This window comes from Nocardiopsis coralliicola (genome assembly GCF_054779695.1).
Genome location: NZ_BAAGXT010000024.1, coordinates 70,915 through 87,791 on the forward strand (window position 1 = coordinate 70,915; position 16,877 = coordinate 87,791).

Annotated in this window: 15 protein-coding genes and 3 tRNA genes; 5 read left to right on the forward strand and 13 right to left on the reverse strand. The window is 74.0% G+C overall.

Annotation, left to right across the window (positions count from 1 at the left end; genetic code table 11):
- The first annotated feature begins 12 nt into the window (after positions 1–12).
- Positions 13–1,464 carry an MFS transporter gene (locus ACYVGT_RS17315; protein ID WP_460859536.1) on the forward strand — a complete coding sequence of 484 codons (1,452 nt, stop codon included), beginning with the start codon at positions 13–15 and terminating at the stop codon, positions 1,462–1,464.
- Positions 1,465–1,547: 83 nt separating this feature from the next.
- Here ACYVGT_RS17315 and ACYVGT_RS17320 read toward each other — a convergent pair.
- Positions 1,548–1,620, reverse strand: a tRNA-Ala gene (locus tag ACYVGT_RS17320).
- A 144-nt stretch (positions 1,621–1,764) separates the two neighbouring features.
- Between ACYVGT_RS17320 and ACYVGT_RS17325 the strand changes: the two genes are divergently transcribed.
- Positions 1,765–2,058, forward strand: a complete 294-nt coding sequence (locus ACYVGT_RS17325; protein ID WP_460859538.1) for a GroES family chaperonin — start codon at positions 1,765–1,767, stop codon at positions 2,056–2,058.
- A 789-nt stretch (positions 2,059–2,847) separates the two neighbouring features.
- Here the strand turns inward: ACYVGT_RS17325 and ACYVGT_RS17330 are convergent.
- Positions 2,848–2,920 (reverse strand) — tRNA-Ala (locus ACYVGT_RS17330).
- Between the two features lie 139 nt (positions 2,921–3,059).
- Here ACYVGT_RS17330 and ACYVGT_RS17335 point away from each other — a divergent pair.
- Together ACYVGT_RS17335 and ACYVGT_RS17340 are read left to right on the forward strand one after the other, a co-directional pair.
- A complete protein-coding gene (locus ACYVGT_RS17335) occupies positions 3,060–4,250 on the forward strand; it encodes an amidohydrolase (protein ID WP_460859540.1) in 1,191 nt (396 codons plus the stop codon).
- Positions 4,251–4,523: 273 nt separating this feature from the next.
- The gene (locus ACYVGT_RS17340) at positions 4,524–5,723 is read left to right on the forward strand and encodes a serine aminopeptidase domain-containing protein (RefSeq protein WP_460859543.1); all 1,200 of its coding nucleotides are present in this window, start codon (positions 4,524–4,526) and stop codon (positions 5,721–5,723) included.
- A 362-nt stretch (positions 5,724–6,085) separates the two neighbouring features.
- Here the strand turns inward: ACYVGT_RS17340 and ACYVGT_RS17345 are convergent.
- The 4 genes from ACYVGT_RS17345 to nadD all read right to left on the reverse strand — a co-directional run bounded on the left by ACYVGT_RS17345 (position 6,086) and on the right by nadD (position 8,111).
- Positions 6,086–6,158, reverse strand: a tRNA-Ala gene (locus ACYVGT_RS17345).
- Between the two features lie 70 nt (positions 6,159–6,228).
- Positions 6,229–6,852, reverse strand: a complete 624-nt coding sequence (locus ACYVGT_RS17350; RefSeq protein WP_460859546.1) for a histidine phosphatase family protein — start codon at positions 6,850–6,852, stop codon at positions 6,229–6,231.
- A 192-nt stretch (positions 6,853–7,044) separates the two neighbouring features.
- Positions 7,045–7,443, reverse strand: coding sequence for a ribosome silencing factor (gene rsfS / locus ACYVGT_RS17355; protein ID WP_460859548.1), 399 nt, complete (start codon positions 7,441–7,443; stop codon positions 7,045–7,047).
- The gene (nadD, locus tag ACYVGT_RS17360; protein ID WP_460859551.1) at positions 7,440–8,111 is read right to left on the reverse strand and encodes a nicotinate-nucleotide adenylyltransferase; all 672 of its coding nucleotides are present in this window, start codon (positions 8,109–8,111) and stop codon (positions 7,440–7,442) included. The genes rsfS and nadD overlap by 4 nt, the downstream gene beginning before the upstream one ends.
- Positions 8,112–8,305: 194 nt before the next feature.
- Here nadD and ACYVGT_RS17365 point away from each other — a divergent pair, with 194 nt between their 5' ends.
- Positions 8,306–9,397 (forward strand): M48 family metallopeptidase, encoded by a 1,092-nt coding sequence (locus tag ACYVGT_RS17365; RefSeq protein WP_460859553.1) that lies wholly within the window; start codon positions 8,306–8,308, stop codon positions 9,395–9,397.
- 338 nt (positions 9,398–9,735) lie between these two features.
- Here the strand turns inward: ACYVGT_RS17365 and ACYVGT_RS17370 are convergent, their stop codons facing one another.
- The 7 genes from ACYVGT_RS17370 to ACYVGT_RS17400 form a co-directional block, all read right to left on the reverse strand.
- On the reverse strand, positions 9,736–10,548 hold the full coding sequence (locus ACYVGT_RS17370) for an SAM-dependent methyltransferase (protein ID WP_460859555.1): 813 nt from the start codon (positions 10,546–10,548) through the stop codon (positions 9,736–9,738).
- 632 nt (positions 10,549–11,180) lie between these two features.
- Positions 11,181–12,449 carry a glutamate-5-semialdehyde dehydrogenase gene (locus ACYVGT_RS17375; RefSeq protein WP_460859557.1) on the reverse strand — a complete coding sequence of 423 codons (1,269 nt, stop codon included), beginning with the start codon at positions 12,447–12,449 and terminating at the stop codon, positions 11,181–11,183.
- A gap of 205 nt (positions 12,450–12,654) precedes the next feature.
- Entirely contained in the window at positions 12,655–13,788 is a 1,134-nt protein-coding gene (proB, locus tag ACYVGT_RS17380) for a glutamate 5-kinase (protein WP_460859575.1), read from the reverse strand.
- 360 nt (positions 13,789–14,148) lie between these two features.
- Positions 14,149–15,513: a GTPase ObgE gene (obgE, locus tag ACYVGT_RS17385; protein ID WP_460859559.1), complete on the reverse strand. Its 1,365-nt coding sequence runs from the start codon at positions 15,511–15,513 to the stop codon at positions 14,149–14,151.
- 110 nt (positions 15,514–15,623) lie between these two features.
- Positions 15,624–15,884: a 50S ribosomal protein L27 gene (gene rpmA, locus ACYVGT_RS17390; RefSeq protein ID WP_460859561.1), complete on the reverse strand. Its 261-nt coding sequence runs from the start codon at positions 15,882–15,884 to the stop codon at positions 15,624–15,626.
- Between the two features lie 12 nt (positions 15,885–15,896).
- Complete coding sequence (rplU, locus tag ACYVGT_RS17395) at positions 15,897–16,208, reverse strand: 50S ribosomal protein L21 (protein ID WP_460859577.1); 312 nt, start codon at positions 16,206–16,208, stop codon at positions 15,897–15,899.
- A gap of 410 nt (positions 16,209–16,618) precedes the next feature.
- Positions 16,619–16,877 (reverse strand): hypothetical protein (locus ACYVGT_RS17400; protein WP_460859564.1); only part of this gene is annotated, 259 nt, incomplete at its 5' end.

Below are 16,877 nucleotides of genomic sequence, written 5' to 3' on the forward strand. Positions count from 1 at the left end.
GAGGAGCCCGCCATGGCCCGCCCCCCGACACCGTCCCCACCCCCCGAACCGGCGGCCTCCGGCGCACCGGAGGCACCGGCCCGCAGCGGCGCGCAGAACGCCCTGATCATCGTTCTCCTGGTCGGCCTGGTGGAGATCACCGGGCTCACCTACACCATGGTGTCGCCGGCCCTGGCCGACATCGGCTCCGCGTTCGGCTCCCCCGACATCTCGTGGGTGGTCACCGTGGTGACCCTGGTCGGCGCGATCGCGTTCGCGGTCGGCGGGAAGCTGGGCGATGTCTACGGCAAGAAGCGGGTGGCGCTGGCCTGCACGGCGCTGTTCGCGGCCGGTGCCGCGGTCTGCGCGCTGGCTCCGTCGATGGCGGTACTGGTGGCCGGCAGGGCACTGCAGGGCGCCGGCCTGGCGGTGCTGGCGCTGACCTACGGCATGGTGCGCGACGCGCTCCCGGCCCGGCTGGTCCCGGTCGCGCTGGGCTTCATCGGCACCGGTATGGGCGCGAGCACCATCATCGGCCCGGTCATCAGCAGCCTGCTCATGGAGCCGTTCTCGTTCGCGGGGATCTTCTGGTTCCAGTGCGGCTACGCGGCGGTGCTGGGCCTGCTGGTGCTGCGGCTGGTGCCGGAGTGCGGGATGCGCTCGCCGGTCCGGGTCGGCTGGACGGGTGCGGCGCTGCTGGGCCTGGGCGCGCTCGCCGTGCTCAACGGCGCCGGACTGGCGAAGAGCGCGGGCACCGGGGTGGTGCTGGCGTGGGTCGCGGCGGGCGCGGTGCTGATCGCGGCGTGGCTGGCCCACGAGCGGCGGGCCAGGGATCCGCTGGTGGACGTGCGGCTGCTGGCGCGGCGGGGGGTGGGGATGCCGCTGCTGGCGAACGCGGGCGTGCAGTTCGCCCTGGTGGGCAACTCGATGCTGCTGCCGATGTTCGTCATGTCGGCTCCCGAGGGCGGCTTCGGGTTCGGTGCCTCGCACGGCGCGGTTGCGGTCTTCCTGGGCGCGTCGGGGGCGTCGGCGATGGTGGCGGGGCCGTTGAGCGGGCTGCTGTCGCGCCGGTTCGGCCCGCGCGCGGGGTGGGTGCTGGGTGCGTCGGCCCTGACGGCCGGGGCGCTGATGATCGCGTTCGCCCACGGCACGGAGGCCGCGGTGCTGGCGTCGCAGCTGGTCTTCGGCGTGGGCATCGGCGCGGCGTCGGCGTCGCTGCCCAACGCCATCGTCCGGGGCGTCCCGGCCGACGTCCAGGGCGTCAGCGGCGGCATGCTGAACCTGGTGGGCAGCCTGGGCAGCTCGCTGGGCTCACAGGTCCTGGTGGTCCTGCTCCTGCTCCCGGGCGCCAACGCACTGTCCGGCGGCGTCCAGTATGCCCGCGAGGGCTTCGTCCTGGCCTTCCTCGCCACCGCGGCCTGCGGCGCCGTGGCCCTCCTCGCCGCAGCCGCCGCGGGCCCGCTGTCCCCGGCCCGAGACCGCTGACGCCCGGCAGGCACAGAAGCCTTCCCCGGACAACGAAAGGGCGGCCCTGCCGGAGTGCACCGGCAGGGCCGCCCTGATTCGAGTGGAGCTATGGGGATTCGAACCCCAGACCTCCTCCATGCCATGGAGGCGCGCTACCAACTGCGCCATAGCCCCGAATCGCTGCCGCCTTGCGGCGACGCCTCGACTCTACCGGATGTGCGGGGGTGGTCGTGCACAGGGCGCGGCTGCGCGGCGGCGGGGCGCGGGGGCGAGACGGAATAGGCTTGCCGGGTATCCGAATCGAAGTATGAGATCCAAATGCTGCACGACCGCCTTCTGGTCCGCGAACTTCCGGAGAAGGGAGAGCGCCGCAGCAGCGGCGGTCTGGTCATCCCGGACACCGTGAAGATGGCGACCCGCCTGGAGTGGGGCGAGGTGTGCGGCGCGGGAACGAACGCACGCCACGTGGCGACCGGCGACCGGGTGCTGTACAACCCGGAGGACGCGATGGCGGTGGAGCTGCAGACCGAGCGCTTCCTGGTGCTGCGCGAGCGCGATGTGCACGCCGTCGCCAACGAGCAGACCCAGCAGGGCACCGGCCTGTACCTGTAAGTCCCTGCGCGCCGGCCGGAACACAGGGCCGCGCAGCGGCGGCGCGGAATGGCAGCGGGCACCGCCGCGGGAGTGATCACCACCGCGTCGTTCTCTTTTATGTGGCCCGGGACGCGGCGTCCGAGGGCTGGCTGACCATGCTCACTGCTGCGGTGTGCGCGATCGCCGCGGCGCTGCTCGGCTTCGGCCGGCCGCCGGCTGATCAGGCGCGGGAACCAGCACAGTAGGCGCCCCGCAGGCCCGCGGGAAGGTCGCTACGCGACCGACCACACGGGTCCAACACCCATCCCGGAGACACCCCGGACCCCCAGCGAACGCCCGGCCCACCGGGGGGGGGATCGGGGGGTATCCCCCCGGAAAAAGACGAGGCGACCCGGCGAGGAATCCGAAGGATTCCGAGCAGAACCGCCCTCAAACCCGGACGCAACCCCAGCCCCAGCAGACACCCGGCCCACCGGGGGGATCGGGGGGTATCCCCCCGAAAAGCAACAGGCCCGCGGGAAGGTCGCTACGCGACCGACCACACAGGCCCAACCCCCACCCCGGAGACACCCCGGACCCCGGCAAACGCCCGGCCTACCGGGGCGTTCGGGGGTATCCCCCCCGGAAAAAGACGAAGCGACCCGGCGAGGAATCCGAAGGATTCCGAGCAGAACCGCCCTCAAGCCCGGAGATACCCCGGACCCCAGCAGACGCCCGGCCCACCGGGGGGATCGGGGGGTATCCCCCCGAAAAGCAACAGGCCCGCGGGGAAGTCCGTTCCACGGACGACCACACGGGCCCTTCGAGTGGAGCTATGGGGATTCGAACCCCAGACCTCCTCCATGCCATGGAGGCGCGCTACCAACTGCGCCATAGCCCCGAAGTACTGCTGCCTTGCGGCAACGTCTCGACTCTACCGGATGTGCGGGGGTGGTTGCGCGCGATTTCCGGGTGGGGCGGCCGCGCTGGGGGCGGGGGCGGGGGTGTATACGGTCGGGGTCGAGTCTGAGGGGGTTGCTGTGGCGGATCTGGTGGTGCGGGCGGCGCGGATCGCGGGGCGGGCCGGGCTCGCGGACGTGGTGGTGCGGGACGGCCGGGTGGCGGCGGTGGTCGGTGCCGGGGAGGCTGAGGCGGGCGCGGCCCCCGTGGAGGAGGCCGGCGGGCGGCTGCTCATCGCGGGGCTGACGGATGCGCACGCGCATCTGGACAAGACGATGTGGGGCGGCCCCTGGGTGCCCAACGAGGCCGCCGAGGGGCTGGCCGGGCGGATCGCGCACGGGCGCGACCGGCGCGGCGAGGTGGGGGTGCCGGATGCGGACCGGATCGCCGCGCTGCTGCGGCACATGGTGTCGGTAGGCACGGTGCACGTGCGCAGCTACGTGGATGTGGACCCGGACCTGGGGCTGGACGGGGTGGCCGCAGTCCGGGAGGCCCTGGACCGGCTGCGGGGGGCGGTGACGGCCGACCTGGTGGCGTTTCCGCAGACGGGGCTGGTGCAGAGCCCGGGCACCTACGCCCTGTTGGACCGCGCTCTGGCCGAGGGCGTGGAGACGGTCGGCGGCCTCGATCCGGCGGGCCTGGACGGGGACCCGGTGCGCCATCTCGATGCGGTGTTCGGGTTGGCGGAGCGGCACGGGGCGGGCGTGGACATCCACTTGCACGACCGGGGCACGCTGGGCCTGTGGGAGCTGGGCCTGATCGTGGAGCGGACGCGCGCGACGGGTCTCGGCGGCCGCGTCGCGGTGGGCCACGCGTTCGCGCTGGCGGACGCGGATGCACCGGAGCGGGCGCGGATGGCTGATGCGCTGGCGGACGCGGGCGTGGCGCTGTCGACGATCGCCCCGGCGGGGCGGCTGCTGCCGCTGGCGGAGCTGCAGGACGCGGGAGTCCGGGTGGGCCTGGGCAATGACGGGGTGCGCGACCTGTGGAGTCCGTTCGCGTCCGGGGACGTGCTGGACCGGGCGCGGCGGCAGGCGGAGCATTCGGGCGCGCGGCGGGACGCGGACATCGTGCGGGCGCTCGCGGCGGCGTCGGAGGGCGGAGCGCAGCTGTGCGGCCGCCCTGTTCCGGGACCGGTGGTGGGAGCCCCGGCCGACCTGGTTCTGGTTGCGGCGTCGGGGCCGGCCGAGGCGGTGGCCTACTGTCCGCCCCGCGATCTGGTGGTGAAGTCGGGCCGCGTGGTGGCGCGCGGCGGCGCCTTCACGGGCTGACGGTTCAGTGGCGGGCGGGCGACGGGTCGGGCGCCTCCCTGCCGGCGCTGGTGCTTCCGTCCACAGGGACGGGCCGGCGCCGCCCGGCAGGCCCCTGGGCCCCTTTCCGACCTGGGCGGTTCCTTCGGCCGCGCCCGGCCCTGTGGTGCGCGCGGGCGGCGCGTGTCCGGTGAGCGGGACGCCCGGCCGACACAGCCGGGCGGGCTGCGGTTGCGTGGGAGGGACGTGGATTCCCGTGCGCGGGAGAGCCCGCTTCGGCCGTGAGGAGCCGCCATGAGATCCGTCCGGCAGCCGTCCCGCACCCTCTGCCTCCTCGCGCTCGGCCTCGCCGCCGCGGTGGCGGCGGGCTCCCCGGCCGCGGCGGGCACCGGACCCGCAGCAGGGGGGTCGGCAGAGCGCGGAACGCTGCTGTCGGACGGGCCCATCGAGGGCACCGCCGGCCTGCCGAGCGCCGGGGTGAACCGGCTGGTGGCCTACGTGTCGCAGGGGGCCGGCGGCGGGCCGGTGGCGGTGTCCGGCACGGTGTCCCTGCCCGCAGGTCCCCCGCCGCCGGGCGGATGGCCGGTCGTCAGCTGGGCGCACGGCACCACCGGCACTGCGGACGTGTGCGCGCCGTCCGCCGACAGCGCGGACGGACCGGCGCACGAGTACCTGTCCCTGATGGACCAGACGCTCGACCGCTGGGTGTCCCAGGGGTTCGCGGTCGTACAGACGGATTACGAGGGGCTCGGCATGCCGGGCGGGCACCCCTATCTCAACGGGCCCAGCGCCGCGGCCAGCGTGTCCGACATCGTGCGCGCGGCCCGCGAGCTGGATCCCCGGGTGGGGCGCGACTGGGTGGCGGTCGGGCACAGCCAGGGCGGGCACGCGGCGCTCTCCGCTGCGGCCCAGCAGGGGCAGCAGCGAGAGCTGAACCTGCTGGGAGCGGTGTCGATCGCGCCGGGCGGGATCGATGTGAGCCAGGTGGCGGCGTATATCCGGGGCGGCGGTCCGGGTGTCGAGGAGGCCCTGCCGTTCCTGTCCCCGCTCCTGCTGGGTGCGGAGGCGGCCGATCCGGGCATCTCCCCCGAGGAGCTGCTGACCGAGGAGGCGCAGCCGCTGCTCGACGCGGGGCGCACCGGCTGCATGGGCGATGTCGAGGAAGCGGCCGCCGAAGTGCCGGCGGACGACGTGATCGAGCCGGGTGCGGAGCTGGAGCCCCTGGAAACGTACTTGCGGGCGCAGGAGCCTTCGGGTCTCACGGTGCAGGTGCCGACCCTGGTGGCCCAGGGGGCCGAGGACACCCTGGTTCCCCGGCCGGACACCGACCGCCTGGTCGGCGACTTGTGCGAGCGCTCCGACCAGGTCGGGTACCGGGTCTATGCGGGCGACGGCCACCGGGAGGCGGTCGCGTCCTCGTACGCGGACGCCGTGGAGTTCACCACCGCGCTCCGGAAGGGCCAGGACCCGCCGCCGCACTGGTCCGGCTGCTGATCGCCGGCGGCCCGCTCTGCCCGGTGTGCCGGGCAGATGAGTTCTCGCGGAATACAACAGGCCCGCGGGAAGGTCGCGACGCGACCGACCACACGGGCCCAACCCCCACCCCGGAGACACCCCGGACCCCGGCAGACGCCCGGCCCACCGGGGGGGGATCGGGGGGGTATCCCCCCGGAAAGCAACAGGCCCGCGGGAAGGTCGCTACACGACCGACCACACGGGTCCAACCCCCACCCCGGAGACACCCCGGACCCCGGCAGACGCCCGGCCTACCGGGGGGGGATCGGGGGGGTATCCCCCCGGAAAGCAACAGGCCCGCGGGAAGGTCGCTACGCGACCGACCACACGGGCCCTTCGAGTGGAGCTATGGGGATTCGAACCCCAGACCTCCTCCATGCCATGGAGGCGCGCTACCAACTGCGCCATAGCCCCGAAGTGCCGGGACAACGTCCCTGACAGGGGTTAACGATAGCGGATGCGGGGCGCTGCGTCGAAACGGCGGTCAGCGGTCGTCGCCGATGACGTCGGCGGGGAGGCTGGAGGCGTTGTGTTCGAGGAGGCGCCAGTTGCCGTCGTAGAGGGGTCCGAGGAGGGACCAGGAGCAGTTGCCGAGGGGGCCGAGCGCTTGGCGCATGCCGGCGGGCAGGCCGAGGAGGGTGTTGATGCCGGCGCGGATGGCGGCGCCGTGGCCGACGGCGACGAGCAGGCCGCCCTCTCCGACGCGGTCGAGGTGGCGGAGCACGGCGTCGCGGACGCGGGCGCCGACCTCGGTGATGTCTTCACCGTCGGGGATGTCCATCCGGGCGTTCTGCTCGGGCCAGCGGTCGCGGATCTCGTCGCGGGTGAGCCCTTCCCAGGAGCCGCCGTGGCGCTCGCGGAGGCCCTTGTCGGCTTCGGGGGTGAGCCCGGTGGCTTCGCCGAGGTAGCCGGCGGTTTCGGCGGCGCGCTGGAGGTCGGAGGCGGCGATCGCGTCGGGGCGGAGGGCGGCGAGGAGCCGGGCGGCGCGCTGCGCTTGGGCGCGGCCGGTGTCGTCGAGGGGGATGTCGGTCTGCCCTTGGAAGCGCTTCTCGAGGTTCCAGCGGGTCTGCCCGTGGCGGAGGAAGAGGACGCGGCGCGCTTCGGCCAAGGCGGTTCTCCGGTGGTGCTGGGCGGCGGCGGGTCTGCGGCCGCGGGTCGGGCGGTGCGGTGGCCGGCCTCGGCGCCGGGTGCGGCGCGGCAGCGGCTGTCCAGCAGTGTCGCAATAGGCTGCGAGGGGACATCCGGCGGGGGGCGGCCGGGGCGGGCGCGGGGCCCGCCCCGGGTGCTGCTGCGGGCCGGTTCAGGCGGTGGGGTCGGCGGGGCTTCGGTCGCGGCCCTGTGCGGTGTCGGGAAGGTCGATGGCGGGGCAGTCCTTCCAGAGGCGTTCGAGGCTGTAGTGGCCGCGCTCCTCTTCGTGCTGGACGTGCACGACGATCTCGGCGTAGTCGAGCAGGATCCAGCGGCCGTCGCGTTCGCCCTCGCGGCGGACGGGCTTGGCGCCGATGCCCCGGAGGCGCTCCTCGATCTCATCGACGATGGCGCGTACCTGGCGGTCGTTGGGCGCGGAGCAGAGGACGAAGGCGTCGGTGATGACGAGCTGGTCGCTGACGTCGAAGGCGACGACCTCTTCGGCCAGTTTGTCCGACGCCGCTGCTGCGGCGGTGTTGACGAGCTCGAGGGCCCGGTCCGTGGCGGTCACGATGTAGAAGCTGCCTCCCGTGGGCGCCGCCCCGGCGTCGCGTCGAGGTAGAGCCCGGTCTTGTTGATGTAGCGGACGATGCCGTCGGGTACGAGGTACCAGATGGGCTCGCCTTTGCCGACGCGGTCGCGGCATTCGGTGGAGGAGATCGCCAGGGCGGGGATCTCCACGAGGCTGACGGCGGCGGCGGGCAGTCCGGTGTCGGACAGCCGGTGGCCGGGCCGGTTGCACCCCACGAAATGCGCGAGTTCGAAGAGTTCGTCCACGTTCTGCCAGCTCAGGATAGCGCCCAGGGCGTCGGCTCCGGTGATGAAGAAGAGTTCGACGTCGGGCCCGAGGATGCGGCGGAGCTCGCGGAGCGTGTCGATGGTGTAGGTCGGCCCGTCGCGGTCGACCTCGATGCGGCTCACGGTGAACTGCGGGTTCTCCGCTGTGGCGATGACCGTCATGAGGTAGCGGTCCTCGGCGGGCGCGACCTTGGCGAGGTCCTTCTGGTAGGGCCGCCCGGCGGGTACGAAGAGGACTTCGTCGAGCTGGTAGAGGTGGGCGACTTCACTGGCGGCGACGAGGTGGCCGTGGTGGATGGGGTCGAACGTCCCGCCCATCACGCCGACCCGCCGCCGCGCCGGCCGTTCCGGGCGGCTGCGGGACGTGTTGCGGTTCGGCACGGAGCCGTCCCCTCCCTGGTCGTTCGGGCCGGCGGCGCACTGCTCCGCACCGGCTGGAGCCGAGGGTAGTCGACGGCGGGGACACCCGGTCCGCGCGACCCGGCGCGGCGGCGCACCGGCAGCGGCAGACTCGCGTCATATCTCGTTCGCCGAAACCATGGCGCCGCGGGAGGGAGCGCGCATAGCATGCCGCTATGGCCACCAACACACCCGACCGCGCCCGCGTCCGACTGACCGAGATCTCCTCGCGCGCCTACGAGCATCCCGCCGACCGCGGAGCCCTGGTGGCGCTGCGGTCGCTGCGCGGCTTCGACGAGGTCTTCAAGCGACTCTCCGGCCTGTTCAACGAGCGTGCGCTCCGGCTGATGTTCCTCTCCGGCTCGGTGCGCGTCAGTGAGCGGCAGTTCCCCGAGGTCTACGACTACGTGCGGGACGCCGCCTACGTCCTCGACCTGGATGAGGTCCCCGAGCTCTACATCCAGATGAACCCGAAGCCGAACGCGATGGCGATCGGCAGCCAGCGCCCGTTCATCGTGATGACCACGGGCCTGTTCGACCTGCTCGACCCGGAGGAGCAGCGGTTCGTGGTCGGCCACGAGGTGGGCCACATCCTGTCCGGGCACGCCGTGTACCGCACGATGCTGCTGGCGCTGATCCAGTTGGCGGCACGGGTCGCGTGGATCCCGCTGGGCTACATCGGCCTGCGTGCGATCGTCGCGGCGCTGGAGGAGTGGTACCGCAAGTCGGAGCTGTCCTGCGACCGGGCCGGCGTGCTGGCGGTGCAGAACCCGGAGGCCGGCAAGCGCGCGCTGATGAAGATCGCGGGCGGTTCGCGGCTGGCGGAGATGAACCCGGACGCGTTCCTGGAGCAGGCGCGCGAGTACGAGGAGGGCGGCGACGCGCGGGACGGCGTGCTGAAGCTGCTCAGCCTGCTGGGCACGACGCACCCGTTCGCGGTAGTGCGCCTGGCGGAGCTGCACCGCTGGGTGGAGGACGGCTCCTACGCCCGCATCGTCGGCGGCGACTACCCGCGCCGCTCGGAGGACGCGAACGCCTCGGTGGGCGCGGAGGCGCGCAGCGCCGCGGACTCCTACAAGAAGTCCTGGGAGCGCTCGTCGGACCCGCTGATCGGCACGCTGCGCGACGTGGCCGGCAGCGCGGCGGACGCCGGCGGCAAGCTGTTCGACACGGTCGCCGACCGGTGGAAGAGCGCGGGCCGCCCGCGCGAGTCGTCGGGTTCCTCGGCCGGCTCCTCCGGTCCTTCGGACGGCGGCGCCTCCTCCTGACGGCGCCCGCCGCCGCACTGCGCCCGGCCCTGCTTCCCGCCGATACGGCGACTGCCCCTGCCCGTGCCCCCGGCCAGGGCCGCCGGCCCTGCGCCCGCCCGGCCGCTCCCCTGCACCTGCGCGGTTCCCGCCCCGGGCGGCATCCACCGCGAGCGGTGTCGGCGGTGCACCCGGTGCGCGGCCGGAGAACGAGCCGGGGCCGGCCCGCTTCTCCACCTCGCCTCCCCGGCCGGGGAGAGGGGCGCGAGGGGCGTGCCAGGGCGGTGCGCAGCAGCGCAGTGGTCCACCCGACACGCCCCGGAGCGGAGCCCCTGCCGCGTCCGCGCGGCGGCACCCGCCTACCCGATGCGGGCCACGCCGCCCGTCATGAACCGCGCGGCGATCGACGTGCTGTCGGCCACGATGCCGTCCGGACGCCACAGCGGCAGCGGCACCAGACCGGGCGCCAGCAGCTCCATGCCGTCGAAGTACGCCATCAGCTCCTCCGGCGTCCGCACGCGCCCGGTGCCGAGCTGCTCCAGCAGGACCCGCTCCAGCTCCTTGCTCTCCGGTGCGTCGCCGAGCCGGGTGAAGTTGGTGATGAAGAAGTAGGAGCCCGGGGCGACGGCGTCCCGCAGTGCGGCGACGATCCCGTTGGGGTCCTCCTCGTCGAGGATGTGGTGGAGGATGCCGCAGAGCATCACGCAGACCGGGCGGCCCAGGTCGATGCGCTCGCGCACCTCGGGGTGGTTGAGGACGGCCTGCGGGTCGCGGAGGTCGGCGGTGACGACGTGCGTCTTGGGGTTGTCGGCGAGGATGGCGTGCCCGTGCGCCGACACGAGCGGGTCGATGTCGACGTAGACGACCGACGCGTCCGGGTTGGTCTCGTGCACCACCTCGTGGGTGTTGCGCGCGGTCGGCAGGCCGGAGCCGAGGTCGAGGAACTGGTCGATCCCCTCCTGGGCGAGCGAGCGCACCACGCGGTGCAGGATCGCGCGGTTGTGCAGCGCGATCTCCTTGAGCTCCGGCATGACACCGAGACTGGCCTGCGCCACCTCGCGGTCGATCGCGTAGTTGTCCTTGCCGTTCAGCATGACGTCGTACACGCGGGCGGCCGTGGGCACGCCGTGGTCGAATGCGGCGCTGTCGCCGCTGGTGGGGTGATCGCTCACGAGGGGCTCCAAAAACGTGAAATCGCCTACTAATGCGGCAGTGTAGCGCTCCTGGGCCCCCTGGGGCAGACGCGGAGCGATCATCCCGCTGCCCTGGGGAGCCGCGCGCGGGAGCGGCACGCGTGCGCGGCAGCCCCGCCCGGTGCCGACCTGCAGGTGCGGCCCCGGGGCGGGCGTTCCGGTTCCCCGCCTCGGTGGAGCCGCCGGTGCAGAAGAACGGCCGGGAGCTCCCGCGTTCCCCGGACTGCCGGACCGGCGGCGGGCCCGCGGCACCGGTCTGGACGCACGGGAAGCCGCGGAGTGGAGTGCCGGCCGGCCACCGCGCGGGGCGCCTGTGTCCCCCCGACGGAGCGGGCCGAGCACCCGGCGCCGCCGGCAGCGCGGAGCCGGCGGCGCGGCGGCCCTTCCGCGGAGCAGCACGCCGCAGCCGCGGGAGGGGGCGGGCACGTCCCCGTCAGCGCCGGACGGCGGCCCCGGTGCACGCGCGCTGCACCGCACGGGCCGCCGCAGGCAGTCCGGCGGTTCGGGCGCGAACGGAAACCGCCGCACCGCCCGAAGCGGTGCGGCGGCCTGCGGAAGCACCCGGGGCCCGGCTCGCTACCGCGCCGCCGGCCCGCTGCCGCCGTCCGGGCTCAGCGCACGTGGCCGTCGCCGGTCACGACGTACTTGGTGGAGGTCATCTCGCGCAGCCCCATCGGGCCGCGCGCGTGCAGCTTCTGGGTGGAGATCCCGATCTCGGCGCCGAAGCCGAACTCGCCGCCGTCGGTGAACCGGGTGGAGGCGTTGACCATGACGGCCGCGGAGTCCACTCGCGCGGTGAAGTACCGGATGGCGCTCTGGGAGTCGGCGACGATGGCCTCGGTGTGCTGCGTCGAGTAGGTGCGGATATGCTCGAGCGCCTCGTCCGCCGAGCCGACGACCTTCACCGCGAGGTCCATCGAGAGGTACTCGGTGGCCCAGTCGTCCTCGGTGGCCGGCACCACCCGGTCGTCGTAGGAGAGCACGCGGTCGTCGCCGTGCACGGTCACACCGAGCTCGGCGAACCGGCTGAGCAGCCGCGGCAGGAACCGGTCGGCGACCGCCTCGTGCACCAGCAGCGTCTCCGCGGCGTTGCAGACCGACGTGCGCTGCGCCTTGGCATTGGCGGCGATCGCGGCGGCCTTGCCGAGGTCGGCGGAGGCGTCCACGTAGACGTGGCAGTTGCCCTCACCGGTCTCGATCACCGGCACGGTGGACTCGCGCACCACGGTCTGGATGAGCGCGCCGCCGCCGCGCGGGATGAGCACGTCGACGAGGCCGCGGGCGCGCATCAGCGCACGGGCCGAGTCGCGGCCGGCACCGGGCACCAGCTGCACCGCGTCAGCGGGGACGGCGCTCTTCTCCAGGGCCCCGCGGATCACCTCGACGATGCGCGTGTTGGAGGAGTAGGCCGAGGCGGAGCCGCGCAGCAGCGCCGCGTTGCCGCTCTTGAGGCAGAGCGCGGCCGCCTCCGCGGTGACGTTGGGCCGGCCCTCGTAGATGATGCCGATGACGCCGAGCGGCACCCGGATCTGGGTGAGTTCGAGGCCGTTGGGCAGCAGCTCGCCGCGGACCACCTCGCCGACCGGGTCGGCGAGCTCGGCGATGTCGCGGACCGCGGCGGCGATCCCGGCGACCTTCTCCTCGGTCAGCGCGAGCCGGTCGACGACGTAGTCCGGCTCGCCGGCGGCGCGGGCCCGCGCCAGGTCCTCGGTGTTGGCGGCGACGATGGCGGCCGCCTCGCGCTCCAGCGCATCGGCGACGTCGGCGAGCGCGGCGTTCTTCTGCTCGGCGGTGAGCGGCGCCTGCGCCGCGGCGGCCGCCTTGGCGTGCCGGGCCGCGGCGAGCACGTCGCGTTCGACGTCGGGTGCGATGTCCGTCATCGTTGGGGGTCCGTTCTTCCCGATCCGCTCCAGTGGGCGGATGCTGCGTCCGAAGTGGTGCCTCAAATGGTGCGGGTGCGGCGGTCGGGGCGGGCGGCGCCCGCTGCGGCATGCCGCCAGCCTACTGCCGCCCGCCCCGACCTGTGGGTTCGCTGCGCCACCGCGCCGGGAACCGGGGCACCGCGGCGGCGGGCGGCGCCCGCGGTCAGGCCGGGCCGGCGTCGAGCAGGACGAGGTCGTCGCGGTGCACGACCTCCCGCTCGTACTCCGGGCCCATCTCGCGGGCGAGCCAGCGGGTAGACCGGCCCATGAGGGCCGGCACCTCGGCGGCGTCGTAGTTGACCAGGCCGCGCGCGACGACCCGGCCGTCCTCGGCGCACAGGTCGACGGGGTCGCCGGCGTGGAAGTCGCCGTGCACCTTCACCACGCCGGCCGGCAGGAGCGATGCCTGCCGCGCGGTGACGGCGCGCACCGCGCCCGGGTCGAGAACGACGCTGCCGCGGGCAGCGGTGGCGTGCGCGAGCCACAGCTGGCGGGCGGACGGGCGGCGCCCGCCGTCCGCGGTGAACAACGTGCCCACCCGCTCACCCGCGATCGCCGCACCGGCGTCGGCGGCCGAGGCGAGCACGGCCGGGACGCCCGCCTCGGTGGCGATCCGCGCGGACGCGAGCTTGGTGGCCATACCGCCGGTGCCGACACCGCGGCTGCCGGTACCGGCGACGTCCACTCCGGTGAGCGCGCGCACCGACGGCACCCAGGGGATGCGCCGGGCGCCGGGCCGGGACGGGTCGCCGTCGTAGAGCGCGTCGACGTCGGAGAGCAGGACCAGCGCGTCCGCACGGAGCAGGTGCGCGACCAGCGCGGCGAGCCGGTCGTTGTCGCCGAACCGGATCTCGTGCGTGGCGACGGTGTCGTTCTCGTTGACGATGGGCACCGCACCCATGTCGAGCAGGCGGCGCAGGGTGCGCTGCGCGTTGCGGTACTGCACCCGGCGCATCATGTCCTCGACGGTGAGCAGGACCTGCGCGGCGGTGAGACCGTGGCGGGCGAAGGCCGCCGTGTAGTGGGCCACCAGCAGGCCCTGGCCGACGCTCGCGGCGGCCTGCTGGGTGGCGAGGTCCTTGGGGCGCGACGGCAGCGACAGCGGCGTCATCCCGGCGGCCACCGCGCCGGAGGAGACGAGCACCAGCTCGGTCCCTGCCTCGCGGCGCTTGCTGAGCACGTCGGTGAGGTCGGCGATGCGGCCCCCGTCGATGTGCCCGTCCGGGGTGGTCAGCGAAGACGACCCGACCTTGACCACGACGCGGCGGGCGCGGCCGACCGCGGCGCGCTCCTGCACCTCCGCCTCCGCGGCCTCCGGCTGCGCCCCCGCCGGGCAGCCGGTCAGCGGCTGCTGCTCAGACTGCGACGAACGGTCCGGCGTTGACTCGTGCACGGTGCACGACTTCCCCTCTGCATCGGACGTTGCCCGCAGATGCGGGCCGCTGCGCCCTAGGGCGTGTTAGGTGAACAACTGTCCTGCTGCGCGGAGCCCTGGCACGCCCCTCGCGGCGTTCTCCTCAGTCGACAGGAAAACCCACCCTGACTCCCTCGTCGGCCTTGCGATGAACGCACCAGGGCACCGCTCGCGACAAACGCCATCCACCAAACACGCCCTGACGGCCGCTCCGATCGGGAGCGGCGCGGTCCCCGCGCGGTGTCAGGCGAGCCTGTTGTCAGTGCCGCGCGGGCCGGCCGGGATGTGGCCCGCGTCGACGCCCGGCGCCCAGTCGAACACCACGGAGTCCTCCTCGGTTCCGATGTAGACCTCGGCGCCCTCCTCGGCGCCGGCCTTGCGCAGCGCCTCTTCCACCCCGAGCCGGTCGAGGCGCTCGGCGAGGTAGCCGACGGCCTCTTCGTTGGAGAAGTCGGTCTGGCGCACCCAGCGGGCCGGCTTGCCGCCGGCGATGCGGAAGGTGTTGTCGCCGAGCGGGACCACCGAGAACGGGGTCTCGCCGAGCGCGCGCGGCTGCAGGACGACGCGGGTGGGCTCGGGCGCGGGGCGCGCGGCACGGGTCCGGGCCACTTCCTCGCCCATGGCGAAGGAGAGCGCGCGCAGGCCCTCGCGGCTGGCGGCGGAGATCTCGAAGACGCGGTAGCCGCGCTCTTCCAGCAGCGGCCGGACCATGTCGGCGAGGTCGCGCGCTTCGGGCACGTCGACCTTGTTGAGCGCGACCAGCCGCGGCCGGTCGGACAGGTCGACGCCGGTCAGCTCGCCGTAGGAGGAGAGCTCGGCCTCGAGCGCCTCAAGGTCGCTGACCGGGTCCCGGTTGGGCTCGTAGGTGGCGCAGTCCAGCACGTGCAGCAGCATGCTGCAGCGCTCGATGTGGCGAAGGAAGGAGAGCCCCAGGCCCTTGCCGGAGCTGGCCCCCGGGATGAGGCCGGGCACGTCGGCGACGACGTACTGGGTCTCGCCGGCCTCGACGACGCCGAGGTGCGGGATGAGTGTGGTGAAGGGGTAGTCGGCGACCTTCGGCTTGGCGGCCGACACCGCTGCCACCAGTGAGGACTTGCCTGCGCTGGGGAAGCCGAGCAGGCCGACGTCGGCGATGGTCTTGATCTCGAGCCGGACGTCAACCGCCTCGCCCTCCTCCCCCTTCAGGGCGAAGCCGGGCGCCTTGCGCTTGGGCGTGGCCAGCGACGCGTTGCCGAGGCCGCCGGAGCCGCCGCGGGCGAGGACCAGGCGGGTGCCTGCGCCGACCAGGTCGGCGATGACCTCGCCGTCGCTGCCGGTGACGACCGTCCCGTCGGGTACCGGCAGAACGAGCGTGTCGCCGTTGGCACCGGACCGGTTGCCGCCCTTGCCGGGCGTGCCGTTGCCGGCCTTGCGGTGCGGGCGGCGCTGGTAGTCCAGCAGGGTTGCGGCGTTGGGGTCGACCTCGAGGACGATGTCGCCGCCGCGGCCGCCGTCGGCGCCGTCCGGGCCGCCCAGCGGCTTGAACTTCTCCCGGTGGATGGATGCGCAGCCGTGCCCGCCGTCGCCGGCCTTGACGTGCAGCGCGGCCTCGTCGACGAAATCGGGCATCGGTTCTCTACTCCCCTGTCGGGTGGCTCGGCGGCCGGATGCCGCAGAGCACGCAGGGCGGGCCAGTCGGACCTGGCCCGCCCTGTGCTGCAACGTTGTCCGGGCCCGCGTTACTCCGCGGCGGCCGGGACGATGTTGATGGCCTTGCGGCCGCGCCGGTTGCCGAACTCGACGGTGCCGGCGACCAGCGCGAACAGCGTGTCGTCGCCGCCGCGGCCGACGTTGTCGCCCGGGTGCGTGCTGGTGCCGCGCTGGCGGATCAGGATCTCGCCGGCCTTGACGCTCTGGCCGCCGAAGCGCTTCACGCCGAGCCGCTTCGCATTGGAGTCGCGGCCGTTACGGCTGGACGATGCGCCCTTCTTGTGTGCCATTTCGGCGTCCTCCTACTTCGCGGCGATACCGGTGACGCGGACCCGGGTGTACTTCTGCCGGTGGCCCATGCGCTTCTTGTAGCCGGTCTTGTTCTTGTACTTCATGATGTTGATCTTGGGGCCCGTGGCGCCGCCGATGACCTCGGCGGTGACCTGGTAGCCGCTCAGGTCGCTGGCCTCGCTGATGACCTTGCCGTCGTTGACGACAAGCAGCGGCTCCCACGTGAGCGTGGCACCGGCCTCGCCAGGGACCTTGTCGATGTTCAAGACGTCATCGACAGACACCTTCTCCTGTCGGCCGCCCGCTCGCACGATCGCGTACACCGGGGAACTCTCTTCCTGCTCGTAGTCCATCCCCCACCGGGGCGGGGAGTCCATCCCCACCGGGGGCGGGAGTGATATGCGCTGCTGTTGACCGCAGTGGCACCCAACGGCCGTAGCGGGGGCGTGGGAAAGCCAAGTCGGGTCTCGGGCGCGCGAGTGTTCGGGGCGCGCCGACGCACCGACGCCAAGATTACCATCCGCTGGTCGGCGGAGAGCACGTGCTCCCGAGCACGCCCGCCCGGCCCCGCTGCCGCAACAGCACTGACCGGTCGGCAGGGGCGCCGCGCTGCGCTGCGCGGACGCCGCTGCCCCTGCTGCTCCGCGGAGCGCGGACCGGAAGGCCCTGCGCTGCGCGGTGCAGCACCGCGCTGCGGCGGGGGCCCGCCCGGACCCCCGCCGCAGCGCACGTCTCAGCCCGCGTCGACCGCGGCGGGGCCGGCCGTCTCTGCCGCCGCCTTGGTGCGGCGGGTGCGGCGGCGGCGCGGGCGCTCCGCACCGTCGTCCTCGGCCGCGTCCCCTTCGGCGGCGGTTCCGGGCTCGGCACCGGCGTCGGCTTCGGGCTCCGGCTCGGCCGGGGCCGCCGCCGGGCGGGTGGCGCGGCGGCTGCGCTTCGCGCGCGGTGCGGCGGCCTCCTCCGGAGCGTCACCGGCGGCGCCGCCGGTGACGCTC

Coding starts and splice junctions, on each gene's coding strand:
- ACYVGT_RS17315 (WP_460859536.1), top strand. CDS start 13: ATGGCCCGCCCCCCGACACCGTCCCCACCCCCCGAACCGGCGGCCTCC.
- ACYVGT_RS17325 (WP_460859538.1), top strand. CDS start 1,765: ATGCTGCACGACCGCCTTCTGGTCCGCGAACTTCCGGAGAAGGGAGAG.
- ACYVGT_RS17340 (WP_460859543.1), top strand. CDS start 4,524: ATGAGATCCGTCCGGCAGCCGTCCCGCACCCTCTGCCTCCTCGCGCTC.
- ACYVGT_RS17365 (WP_460859553.1), top strand. CDS start 8,306: ATGGCCACCAACACACCCGACCGCGCCCGCGTCCGACTGACCGAGATC.
- ACYVGT_RS17375 (WP_460859557.1), bottom strand. CDS start 12,449: ATGACGGACATCGCACCCGACGTCGAACGCGACGTGCTCGCCGCGGCC.
- obgE (WP_460859559.1), bottom strand. CDS start 15,513: ATGCCCGATTTCGTCGACGAGGCCGCGCTGCACGTCAAGGCCGGCGAC.
- rpmA (WP_460859561.1), bottom strand. CDS start 15,884: ATGGCACACAAGAAGGGCGCATCGTCCAGCCGTAACGGCCGCGACTCC.